The sequence below is a fragment of the Cryobacterium sp. Sr3 genome (assembly GCF_004402835.1).
GTDB lineage: Bacteria > Actinomycetota > Actinomycetes > Actinomycetales > Microbacteriaceae > Cryobacterium > Cryobacterium sandaracinum.
The window spans coordinates 71,912-83,004 of sequence record NZ_SOFA01000025.1 but is presented as its reverse complement, the minus strand read 5'-3'; the positions used below and the strand labels follow the sequence as shown (position 1 = coordinate 83,004).

The window sequence follows — 11,093 nt, the reverse complement described above, 5'->3', positions numbered from 1 at the left end:
GCGGCTCTAGGGTTATCCACAATGACAACCCGAGACGCGCTCCGTGATGCCTACGACGCACAGCTTCGGCTCTGGGTTCCGACCGACCGGCCCACGGGCATCCGTTACGAACTGTCGGGCCCGGTTCTGCGGATCTTGGGACGGCACCAGGGGCTCGTCGAGACCGCTCGCGACGTGGGTGCGACCGGCGCGGCGCTCGACGCCCTGATCGCGGAGCACCGCGATTTCTTCGCTGCCCGCGGCGAGGCCTTCGAGTGGAAGACCCGCGGCCACGACCTGCCAGCCGATCTGCCGGACCGCCTGCTTGCGGCCGGCTTCGTGGCCGAGGAGCTGGAGACGGTCGTCGTCGCCGAGACCGAACGCCTGAACGCCGTGCCGGTGCTGCCGGTCGGCGTCACGATCAGGCAGGTCGACACCCGGGCCGACTTCGAGCGCATCGCCGCGCTGCAGTCGCAGGTCTGGGACGAGGACTACGCCTGGCTGGCCGACCAGCTGGAGGCCGGTGTGCGTGATGCCCCGGGCGACGTGCTCGTGTTCGTCGCCGAGGCCGGCGGCGAGCTCGTCTCCTCGTGCCGGCTCGAGTTCACCCGCGGCACTGATTTCGCGGGACTCTGGGGTGGATCGACCCTGGCCGCCTGGCGGGGCCGCGGCATCTACCGGGCGCTGGTGGCATACCGCGCGCGGCTCGCGCACCAACGCGGTGTGCGCTACCTGCAAGTGGATGCCTCCGACGATAGCAAACCGATCCTGCTGCGGCTGGGCTTTCAGGCCATCACGACGACGACCCCCTGGGTCTGGACCCCGCCGGCTCCTGACTGAGGTGCGGTTCGGCGGGGCGCGATCCCGGTGCCGGCACCCAGCGGCATCCGCTCGCCGCACCAAAATGGCCCGCACCATGTCGCCCGCCCGAACCAATTCGACGGAGATTCTGCCGAAACCAGGCCGCAACCGGCCGCCCGGGTGCGCAAACCTCAAAATCTCCGTCGAATTGGTGAGGGGCCTGCCGGCTGTCCTGCTGCCTGTCCAGCGCGCCGACGTGACTCGCCGACTCGACCCGCCGACTCGACCCGCCGACTCGCAGGCCGACCCCGCCGACGACCTGCCCCGCCGACTCGCAAGCCGACCCCGCCGACGACCTGCCCCGGCTACCAGGCGCCGGGCTTGTAGTCCTTGAGGAAGACGCCGCAGAGGTCCTCGCCGCCCTCGCCGCGCACAATCGGGTCGTAGACCCTCGCCGCGCCGTCGACCAGGTCGAGTGGGGCGTGGAAGCCCTCCTCGGCGAGGCGGATCTTGGTGGGGTGCGGCCGCTCGTCGGTGATCCAGCCGGTGTCGACGCTGGTCATCAGGATGCCGTCGGACAGCATTTCCTTCGCGCTCGTGCGGGTGAGCATGTTCAGCGCGGCTTTGGCCATGTTCGTGTGCGGGTGGCCGGGCCCCTTGTAGCCGCGGCCGAACACGCCCTCCATCGCCGACACGTTCACAATGTAGGTGCGGCGGGCGTCGGATGCCGCGAGCGAGCCACGCAGACGGCTCACCAGCAGGAACGGGGCCGTGGTGTTGCACAGCTGCACCTCCAGCATCTCCAGCGGGTCGACGTCTTCCACGTTCGCGGTCCAGCTGTTTTGGGAGTGCAGGTCGGGCACGAGCCCGCCGGCGTCGATCGCGGTGCCGGCGGCGAGACGCGCTAGAGACGAGGAGCCCGGTGCGAGCGCCAGGGCGGTCAGGTCGTCGGCCGTGAGTGCGCCACTCGCTCCGGCTGCTGCGGCCAGGATCGGGTGGCTGGTGACGGATGCCGCGAGCGCGGTCGGGTGCGCGTCACTGGTGTGCCCGAACGTGACGATCTCCGGGATGACGCCCTCCGGCAGCGGCGACTGCTCGGCCTCGACCAGCATCGAGTAGGAGCCGGGGGAGCGGCGCACGGTCTGGGCGGCGTTGTTGATCAGGATGTCCAGCGGCCCGGCCGCGGCGACGGAGTCGGCCAGGCCGATCACCTGGGCCGGGTCGCGCAGGTCGATCCCGACGATGCGGAGACGGTGCAACCAGTCGGCCGAGTCCGGCATGGCGCTGAAGCGGCGCACCGCGTCGCGCGGGAACCGGGTGGTGATGGTGGTGTGGGCGCCGTCGCGCAGCAGGCGCAGGGCGATGTACATGCCGATCTTGGCGCGGCCGCCCGTGAGTAGGGCGCGCCTGCCGGTCAGGTCGGTGCGGGCATCCCGCTTCTCATGGCTCATCGCCGCGCAGGCAGGGCAGAGCTGGTGGTAGAAGGCGTCGACGAGGGTGTACTTCTGTTTGCAGATGTAGCAGGCCCGCGGCACGAGCAACTCGCCGGCCGACGCCCGGTCGGTGCCCAGGCGCAGCTGGGCGCCAATGGTCTCGTCGTCGATGCGGGTGGCGGCGCCGGTCGCGGTCGCGGCGATGACCTCCCGGTCGGCATCCGCAATCGCCTGCCGCTTCTCGCCGCGTCGCACCATCTTGACGGACTTGAACATCTTGGCGGTGGCCTGCCGCACGGTGACGAAATCGGGGTCTTCGGGGTCGATCTCGCTGAGCGAGGCGAGCACGCGCAGGGCGATCGCCATCTCGGCAGGGTCGATGCTGAGGGTTGACACGGCCCCGGGAGCGGGCTCGGTTGGAGGCGTCGTGGTCATCGAACAATTCTACGATGGCCCCCGCGATGGCCCGGCCCGGTGCACACAGCACACAGACCGGTGGCCCGGCGCGCCGAGACCAGGGTCTCCGCACGCCGGGCCACCGGTCGATGCAGCAGGGTGTCGCTAGACCTTCAGCGGCTCCGGCTCGGTTTCCGGCTCCGTCGCGAGCGATGAGAGATCCATTGACGAGGTCGGCGGCTCATAGGTCTCGTCGAACGGCATCTCGTCGGTGTCCAGGGCAGGGTTGTCATCCTGCGTGGCTACCAGTTCGCGGGCCTCGAAGACCGAGTCCACGCTGGGCATCGAGCCGATCAGCGGACGCCCGGCAGACTCGCGCAGGAAGAAGATCGCGATTCCACCGATGACGGATGTCCCCATCAGGTAGTAAGCCGGCATCATGTCGTTCTCGGTCGTGGCGATCAGCGCCGCGATGATGAAAGGCGTCGTGCCACCGAAGATGGCCACCGAGAAGTTGTACGCGATGCCCATGGCACCGTAACGGCTTTCGGTCGGGAACAGCGCCGGCAGGGCCGAGGCGAGGTTGGAGACGTAGAACGTGACGGGCAGGGCGATCAGAGCCAGGCCGAGCAGCGTCGTCCAGATCTCGCCGACGCCGATCAGCATGAAGGCGGGGATGGAGAGCACTACGGCGCTGAGCGAACCCATCCAGAGCACGGGACGACGACCGATCTTGTCGGACAGGCGGCCGGCCAGAGGGATGCAGAGCGCCATGATAACGAGGATCGGGATGGTGAGCAGTGTCCCGTGCAGCTCGTCGTAGCCCTTGGTGGCGGTGAGGTAGGTCGGCATGTATGAGGTGAGCGCGTAGCCGAGCGTGTTGGCCGCGGCGACGAGGATCATGGCGACGATGATGCCGCGCCAGTGGTTCTTGAAAATGCTGACCGGGCTGTTGGACGGGGCGGACTCGTCGGAGAACGACGGGTCGGTCGCGGCCAGTTCCTTCGCGTCCAGGGTGGCCTGGAAGGTGGGGGATTCCTCGATCTTCAGACGGAACCAGATGGCGATCAGGCCGAGCGGTCCGGCGATCAGGAATGGGATGCGCCAACCCCAGTCTTCCATGACGGGCTGCCCGAGGGTGACCTGCAGGATGGACACGAGCGCGGCGCCGATGGCGAAGCCGAGGTAGCTGCCCATATCGAGCAGGCTGGCGAAGAAGCCGCGGTGCTTGTCGGGCGAGTGCTCGCTCACGAAGGTGGTCGCACCGGCGTACTCACCGCCGGTGGAGAAGCCCTGCACGAGTTTGGTGAAGACCAGCAGCGCGGCGGCGAGCATGCCCACCTGGGCGTAGCCGGGCAGCAGGCCCACGGCGAAAGTGGATGCCGCCATCAGGATCAGGGTCATCGACAGCACCTTCTGGCGGCCGATCTTGTCCCCGAGCCAGCCGAAGAACACACCACCCAGCGGACGGGCGATGAACGTCGCGGCGAAGGTGCCGAGCAGGAACAGGGTCTGCACGGTCGGGTCGGACTCGGGCAGGAACACCGGACCCATGGTCGTGATGAGGTAGCCGAACACGCCGACGTCGTACCACTCCATCGTGTTTCCCACGATGGTTCCGCCGAGGGCTTTCTTCAGCCTTGACTGATCGACCACGTTCACGTGCGACACCTTCAAGCGGCGCTGCAGGAGCGGATTCTTGGTCTTCACCGCCGTGCCGTCGGCACCGGAAAGTGAGCTGGTTCTGGGCATGGGAACTTCTCTCGTAGAGATCATGTTGCTGCGAAAAAAAGGGGCCCGCTTTCGGGCATAACGAATAATTTTAGTCGGAAATGGGCAACAACCAGACATTTTGCCGAGGATACCCTCTCTGGACAGGGGTTTACGTTCGGTCTCCGTCGGCGCTTTCCCAGCCGGGAGACACCTAGGCTGGGCCCCATGGCTGACTCTGTGAAGTTCTGGTTCGACCCCTCCTGCCCCTGGGCCTGGATGACCTCCCGCTGGGTGGAGGAGGTCTCCGCCCTGCGCGGTTTCGACGTCGAGTGGAAGGTGATGAGCCTCGCCGTCCTGAACGAGGACCAGGACGTGTCCGAGGAGTACCGCGCGTTCTTCCCCCGGGCTCTCAAGTACACCCGCCTGGTTGCTGCCGCACAGGAACTGCACGGCCAGAAAACGGTCAAGGCGCTCTACGATGCCCTGGGCGCCCGCATCCACCTCGGTGGCAGCACAAACCCCGACGAGGTCATTCCTGCCGCGCTCGCCGAGGTGGGCCTGCCGGCATCGTTCGCGGAGTGGGCCGACAGCGACCACTACGACGTGCAGATGCGCGCCAGCCACTTCGACGCCATGGAGCGGGTGGGCCAGGATGTCGGCACCCCCGTCATCGCCGTGAACGACGTGGCCTTCTTCGGCCCGGTCATCTCGCCCGCGCCGAGCGGAGATGTGGCGCTCAAGCTTTGGGACGGTGTGGTGGCCGTTGCCGGGTACGACGGTTTCTTCGAGCTGAAGCGCTCCCGCACCCGCGAGCCGATCTTCGCCGCGGCTGCGACGGTACCAGCCGAGTAAGCCGAGTAAATATAATCGGTTGCATGCGCATCCACATCGCCACTGACCACGCCGGCCTCGACTTCAGCCACCAGCTGGTCACGCACCTCGCCCTTGCCGGTCACGAAGTCGTGGACCACGGGCCGGAGGTCTACGACGCCCTCGACGACTACCCCGGTTTCTGCATCCGGGCGGCCGAGGCCGTCGTCGCCGACCTGTCCGTCGGCGTCGACGCGCTCGGCGTCGTCTTCGGCGGCTCGGGCAACGGCGAGCAGATGGCCGCTAACAAAGTGAAGGGCGTGCGCGCCGCGCTGGTCTGGAGCCTCAGTACCGCCAGGCTCGCCCGCGAGCACAACGACGCGAACGTCATCTCCATCGGTGCCAGGCAGCACAGCATCGAGGACGCCATCGACTTCATCGACGCCTTTATCTCGGAGCCGTTCCCCGGCGACGAACGCCACTGCCGCCGCATCCTGCAGCTGGCGGAGTACGAGGCGCACTGCACCATCAACGGCACGCGTCTCGCCGACTAGCCGTGCCTGAGGGTCATTCCGTCCACCGCATTGCGCGCCAGTTCGCCCGCAACTTCGTGGGTAAAAGCATCCGACTGTCGTCGCCGCAGGGCCGCTTCGTGGACGGCGCGGCGATGCTCGACGGCCACATCATGACGGATGCCCGTGCCGTCGGCAAGCAGATGTTCCTCGAATTCGACAACGGGCTCTGGCTGCGCGTGCACCTGGGGCTCTACGGCGCCTGGGACTTTGCCGGGGACATCCAAGCGCACGGTACGGACGCCGCCATCAAGGGTCGCAGGCGCCGGACCGTCAGGCGCGACGCGGGTGACGTCATGCAGGGCCTGGCGGGGGAGGACTCGCTGCAGAGCATCGGCGCGCCCCGGCTGACCCGGCTGCGGATGGCGGAAGACGAGAAGGTCAGCGTCGAGCCCGACGGCTTCCCGCCCGCACCCATCGGCCAGGTGCGGGTGCGTCTGCTGGCCGACGACGTCGTTGCGGACCTGCGCGGGCCCACGGCTTGCGTGGTGCTCGACTCTCAGGAGGTGCACGTGGCGATGGACCGTCTCGGGCCGGACCCGATGCTCGACGACAGCCGCGCCGCCGAGGACCGCTTCGTCACGGTGGTGCGGAAGAAGCCCACCCCGATCGGGCGCCTTTTGATGGACCAGTTGGTGGTCAGCGGCATCGGCAACGTCTACCGGGCCGAGTTGCTCTTCCGTGCGCGCCTGAACCCGTATGCGCCGGGCAAGTCGCTCAGCGACGAGCAGTCCCGTGCGCTCTGGCGAGACTGGGCGCACCTGCTGAAGATCGGCGTGTCGACCGGGCAGATGATGACCATGGACGGCCTCGGCGACGCGGCTTATGGGCGAGCCCTGAGGCGACGGGCCGACCGGCACTGGGTGTACAAGCGCGAGGGGCTGCCCTGCCGGGTCTGCGGCACCCACATCACCGTTGAGGAGATGGCCGCACGCAAGCTCTACTGGTGCCCGAAATGCCAGGCCTGACCTGCTCGCCCTGATCTGCTTCACCTGATCTGAACCCACGACCAGAACGGGACACCGATGAGACACAACCCCATTTTTGAGCAGGGCGACCCGGCCGAGATCCGCCGTCTCATCCGGGAGAACCCATGGGCCACGCTGATCAGCCACACCGAGTCCGGTCTGGTGGCCTCGCACTACCCGGTACTGCTCGACGAGGAGGCCGACGAGACCGACAAAATCGTGCTGGTCAGCCACGTCGGACGCCCCGACGAGGCCCTGCACGAACTCGGCCGGCACGAGCTGCTGGTGATCATCCAGGGACCCCACGGCTACATCTCGCCCGGCTGGTACGACGCGGCGCCCGCCGTTCCCACCTGGAACTTCGTCGCCGCGCACCTGAACGGCACACCCGAACTACTCAGCGACGAGGAGAACCTGCGGGTGCTGGACCGCCTGGTCGACCACTTCGAGGAGCGGATGCCTGAACCGCGTCGCCTGTCCGGCACCGAGGCCAACGCCGCCTACGCCGCCCGTATTGCGGCCGGTACGGTCGGCTTCCGGCTCAGGGTGAACCGCCTCACCGCCAAGAGCAAGCTCAGCCAGAACAAGCCGGCCGAGACCGTGGCGCGCATTCTGGGTGAACTCGAGGGAGACGGTCCCTATGCGAGCCCGGGCCTGGCAGCCGAAATGCGCCGGGTGCACGGGGTCGACCGGTGAGCGTGTCCACGCCCGCTCCGGCAACAGCGTCGGCCCCTCCGCTCGTCTTGCGGAACGGCCGGCTGCCGGGAAGCGACGAGATCGTCGACACGCTGATCGTCGACGGCCGGGTGCGCCGGCTCGGGTATCTGAGTCAGTCGGCTGCGGGCATCCGTTCGGTCGATTTGGAAGAACGCTGGCTGATTCCGGGCCTCTGGGACAACCACGTGCACTTCAGCCAGTGGGCGCAGACGAATCAGCGGCTGGATCTGTCCGGCACCGACAGTGCCGCCGCCGCGGCCGACCTGGTGGCCGAACGGGTGCCCGGCGTTTCGAGGGGGGAGACCCTGGTCGGGTTCGGGTTTCGCGACGCTCTGTGGCCGGATGCCCCGAGCCGGCCCCTGCTGGACGCCGCCGCCGGCACCGTTCCGACCGTGTTGATCAGCGGTGACCTACACTCATGCTGGCTGAACTCGGCCGCGCTCGCCCGCCACGGCCACACGGAGCACCCGACCGGGCTGCTCCGTGAGGAGGACTGCTTCGCCGTGGTGCGCACGCTCGCCGAGGTGCCCGATGTCGTGATGGACGGCTGGGCCGACAGCGCGGCCCGGGCCGCGGCGGCTCGCGGGGTCGTGGGCATCGTCGACATGGAGATGGACTGGAACCTCGCCACCTGGCTGCGGCGCATCCAGGGCGGCACCGACTCGCTGCGGGTGGAGTTCGGTATCTACACCCAGCATTTGGAGCGCGCCATCGCACTCGGTCTGCGGAGTGGGGCCGGCATCGACGGCACCGGCGGGCTGCTCACGGTGGGATCCTGCAAGGTGATCACCGACGGCTCGCTGAACACCCGCACCGCGTACTGCGTCGACGAGTACCCCGGCCTGGAGGGCCAGCCCGGGTCACGCGGGATGCTCACCGTGCCGCCGGAGGAGCTGCTCGCGCACCTGGGCCGGGCCGTGGCCGCGGGCATCCGCCCCGCCGTGCACGCCATCGGCGACCGGGCCAACGCGCTGGCCCTCGACGCCTTCGAGCAGCTCGGCTGCGCCGGCAGCATCGAGCACGCGCAGCTGCTCACGAGGGAGGACGTCGCCCGTTTCGCCCGGCTCGGCGTGGTAGCGAGCGTGCAGCCCGAGCACGCCCTCGACGACCGGGACGTCGCCGACCGCTACTGGGTGGGACGCACCGACCGGGCCTTCGTGCTGAAGAGCCTGCTGAACGCCGGGGTCACGCTCGCGCTCGGGTCCGACGCCCCGGTCGCTCCGCTGGACCCGTGGGTGAGCATCGCCGCCGCCGTCGGGCGCACTCGCGGCAGCCGCGAACCCTGGCACGCCGAGCAAGCCATCTCCCGGCAGGCCGCGCTCGCCGCGTCCGCGCGCGGCCGGCACCGCGTTCTGGCGGGAGACGTCGCCGACCTCGCGGTGTGCGAGATCGACCCGTTCGTCGCCTCAGTGCCCGACCTGCGACGGATGCCCGTGGCCGCCACCCTGCTCGCCGGCTGCTTCACCCACACCACCCTCTGACCTGGGGGGTTACCCCCGGCGAGATCCGGTTGGCAGCGGGATGTCGTCTACTCGACCCGGCGATCAGGCTGAGTACCGACAGACTTACTGGAGGACACCATGACCGCACCGACCGAAACCCCCGCACGCGCCGGATATCGCGCGCTCTGGCGGCGCGTGCCGCAGGAGCTGCTCTTTCTTCTGCTGACCCTGCCGGTGGTCGTGATCGCCCTCACCGTTCTGAGCACCGTATTCTTCACCGGCATCGGCCTGCTCGCCGCCGTCGTTGGGATCGTCGCCGTCGTGGCGTCCCTCTACCTCGCCCGCGGCATCGGTCTGGTCGAACTCGCCCGCCTGCGCTGGGCCGGCCAGCCTGCCATCACCCCGCCGCGGTGGGCGACGCCGGGGGAGCCAGCCACCACCCTCCGCGCCCTGCTCGGCCCGCTCGTCAACGGGCACTACTGGCTCTACCTGCTGCACGGCATGGTCGTGAACTTCGTGGTCGGGCTTGTCAGCTGGATCGTCACCGTAGTCTGGCTGTCGGTGGGCTTCGGCGGCGTCAGCTACTGGATCTGGGGCCGCTTCCTCCCCGAGGACCGGAACGACGACCTGCACGCGATCATCCTGAACTGGATTCTGCCGGGCACCACGCTCCCGATCGACCCGCTCCTGGCCGAAAGCCTCCTCCAGCTCGTCCTGGGCATCCTCTTTCTGCTGACCCTGCCGTACATCACCCACGCGTTCACCCGGCTGCACCAGTTCGCGGCCCGCGGCATGCTGGGCGCCTGGCGGTCCGAGGCCCTGCAGCGTGAGGTCGCCGACCTCAGCGCGTCGCGCGGGGCGGCCGTCGCCGCGGAAGACCAGTCCCTGCGACGCCTGGAACGGGACATCCACGATGGTCCGCAGCAGCGCCTGGTGCGCCTGCAGATGGACCTCGCCAGCGCCGAGCGCAAGCTCGATACCGACCCGGATGCCGCGCGCACCCTGATCGTGGAGGCCCGGGAGCAGGCTCACGACACCCTCGAGGAGCTGCGGGCGCTGTCCCGCGGTCTGGTGCCGCCCCTCCTGCAGGACCGCGGTCTCCTCGCCGGCCTCGAGTCCCTGGCCGCCCGTAGCACCATCCCTGTGCGGCTCGAGCTGCAGGTCGACCCGGCGCTGCGGCTGCCCAGCGAAATCGAGCGGAGCGCGTATTTCGTCGGCGCGGAGTTGCTCACCAACGCCGCCAAGCACTCGCGGGCCACGGACATCCGTCTGCACCTGGCCCTGCGCGCCGTCCCCGACGATGGGAGCACCGGCAGCCCTGCCAGCACGGGGGCCGCCGGCGTCATCTGGCTCGACCTCTGGGTGATCGACGACGGCATCGGCGGGGCCCGGCTGACCGATGCCCACGGCCTGCAAGGACTCGACGAACGCCTGCACGGCCTTCGCGGGGTGTTGTCGGTGCGGAGCCCCGAGGGTGGCCCGACCGCGATCGGGGCACACATCCCACTGCCCGCGGCCCGGCCGGCGCGAGCGGTCGCCGTATCCTGAACGGATGACCGACCTCGCTTCAGCCATTCTCGCCGCTCCCTCCGCCCCACCCCTGCGGCTCGTGCTGGCCGAGGACTCGGTGCTGCTCAGAGAAGGTCTGATCCGCCTGTTCGACGAGGCCGGGTTTGTGACCGTCGCGTCCTACGGCGACGCGGATTCCCTCCTGGCCGAGGTAGACGCGCTGCGGCCCGACATCGCCGTGCTGGATGTGCGGATGCCGCCCACCTTCCGGGACGAGGGCGTGCGCGCCGCGCTGGAACTGCGCCGCAGGTTGCCGTCGGTGGGCATCCTGCTGCTCAGCCAGTATGTGGAGGGCACCTACGCGCATGAACTTCTCGCCGCCGGCAACGGGGGACTGGGCTACCTGCTCAAGGACCGGGTGGCGTCGCTCGACGAGCTGCGGGACGCCGTGACCCGGATCAGCGCGGGCGGCACCGTGCTCGACCCGCAGGTCGTGCGCGAGTTGCTGGCCCGCCGCACCGACCCGGTCGCGGCCCTCACCCCGCGTGAGCGTGACGTGCTCGGGCTGATGGCGGAGGGGCGCACCAACGCCGGCATCGCCGCGAAGCTCGTGATCGGCGTCGGCGCGGTCGAGAAGAACGTCACCTCGATCTTCCAGAAGCTTGGCCTCGACGACTCGGGCTCCGACCACCGCCGGGTGCTGGCCGTGCTCACCTACCTGCGGCACTGACCGTGCGGCACTGACTCAGCCAC

Annotated in this window: 10 protein-coding genes; 8 read left to right on the top strand and 2 right to left on the bottom strand. The window is 69.1% G+C overall.

The window, feature by feature from the left end; translation table 11 throughout:
- Positions 1-21: 21 nt before the first annotated feature.
- Entirely contained in the window at positions 22-819 is a 798-nt protein-coding gene (locus E3N94_RS06435) for a GNAT family N-acetyltransferase (protein ID WP_134569970.1), read from the top strand.
- A 326-nt stretch (positions 820-1,145) separates the two neighbouring features.
- Here the strand turns inward: E3N94_RS06435 and E3N94_RS06430 are convergent, their stop codons facing one another.
- The gene (locus E3N94_RS06430; protein WP_134569969.1) at positions 1,146-2,648 is read right to left on the bottom strand and encodes an SDR family NAD(P)-dependent oxidoreductase; all 1,503 of its coding nucleotides are present in this window, start codon (positions 2,646-2,648) and stop codon (positions 1,146-1,148) included.
- 126 nt (positions 2,649-2,774) lie between these two features.
- Positions 2,775-4,361, bottom strand: a complete 1,587-nt coding sequence (locus E3N94_RS06425) for an MFS transporter (RefSeq protein WP_233191541.1) — start codon at positions 4,359-4,361, stop codon at positions 2,775-2,777.
- Positions 4,362-4,547: 186 nt separating this feature from the next.
- On the opposite strand from E3N94_RS06425, the gene E3N94_RS06420 reads away from it, so the two are divergent.
- The 7 genes from E3N94_RS06420 (at position 4,548) to E3N94_RS06390 (ending at position 11,070) form a co-directional block, all read left to right on the top strand.
- Positions 4,548-5,174, top strand: coding sequence for a DsbA family protein (locus tag E3N94_RS06420; RefSeq protein ID WP_104103332.1), 627 nt, complete (start codon positions 4,548-4,550; stop codon positions 5,172-5,174).
- A 23-nt stretch (positions 5,175-5,197) separates the two neighbouring features.
- Positions 5,198-5,686 (top strand): ribose-5-phosphate isomerase, encoded by a 489-nt coding sequence (locus E3N94_RS06415; protein WP_104103334.1) that lies wholly within the window; start codon positions 5,198-5,200, stop codon positions 5,684-5,686.
- A gap of 2 nt (positions 5,687-5,688) precedes the next feature.
- Entirely contained in the window at positions 5,689-6,672 is a 984-nt protein-coding gene (locus E3N94_RS06410; protein ID WP_104103336.1) for a DNA-formamidopyrimidine glycosylase family protein, read from the top strand.
- 57 nt (positions 6,673-6,729) lie between these two features.
- Positions 6,730-7,368: an FMN-binding negative transcriptional regulator gene (locus E3N94_RS06405; protein ID WP_134569968.1), complete on the top strand. Its 639-nt coding sequence runs from the start codon at positions 6,730-6,732 to the stop codon at positions 7,366-7,368.
- Positions 7,369-7,370: 2 nt separating this feature from the next.
- A complete protein-coding gene (locus E3N94_RS06400; RefSeq protein WP_134343124.1) occupies positions 7,371-8,870 on the top strand; it encodes an amidohydrolase family protein in 1,500 nt (499 codons plus the stop codon).
- Between the two features lie 99 nt (positions 8,871-8,969).
- Positions 8,970-10,379, top strand: a complete 1,410-nt coding sequence (locus E3N94_RS06395; RefSeq protein ID WP_134569967.1) for a sensor domain-containing protein — start codon at positions 8,970-8,972, stop codon at positions 10,377-10,379.
- Between the two features lie 4 nt (positions 10,380-10,383).
- Complete coding sequence (locus E3N94_RS06390) at positions 10,384-11,070, top strand: response regulator transcription factor (protein WP_104103347.1); 687 nt, start codon at positions 10,384-10,386, stop codon at positions 11,068-11,070.
- The last annotated feature ends 23 nt before the right edge of the window (positions 11,071-11,093 follow it).

Excerpts from the sequence above, each read along its gene's own strand:
- E3N94_RS06415 (WP_104103334.1), top strand. The coding sequence starts at position 5,198 with ATGCGCATCCACATCGCCACTGACCACGCCGGCCTCGACTTCAGCCAC.
- E3N94_RS06435 (WP_134569970.1), top strand. The coding sequence starts at position 22 with ATGACAACCCGAGACGCGCTCCGTGATGCCTACGACGCACAGCTTCGG.
- E3N94_RS06395 (WP_134569967.1), top strand. The coding sequence starts at position 8,970 with ATGACCGCACCGACCGAAACCCCCGCACGCGCCGGATATCGCGCGCTC.
- E3N94_RS06405 (WP_134569968.1), top strand. The coding sequence starts at position 6,730 with ATGAGACACAACCCCATTTTTGAGCAGGGCGACCCGGCCGAGATCCGC.
- E3N94_RS06420 (WP_104103332.1), top strand. The coding sequence starts at position 4,548 with ATGGCTGACTCTGTGAAGTTCTGGTTCGACCCCTCCTGCCCCTGGGCC.
- E3N94_RS06430 (WP_134569969.1), bottom strand. The coding sequence starts at position 2,648 with ATGACCACGACGCCTCCAACCGAGCCCGCTCCCGGGGCCGTGTCAACC.
- E3N94_RS06390 (WP_104103347.1), top strand. The coding sequence starts at position 10,384 with ATGACCGACCTCGCTTCAGCCATTCTCGCCGCTCCCTCCGCCCCACCC.
- E3N94_RS06425 (WP_233191541.1), bottom strand. The coding sequence starts at position 4,361 with ATGCCCAGAACCAGCTCACTTTCCGGTGCCGACGGCACGGCGGTGAAG.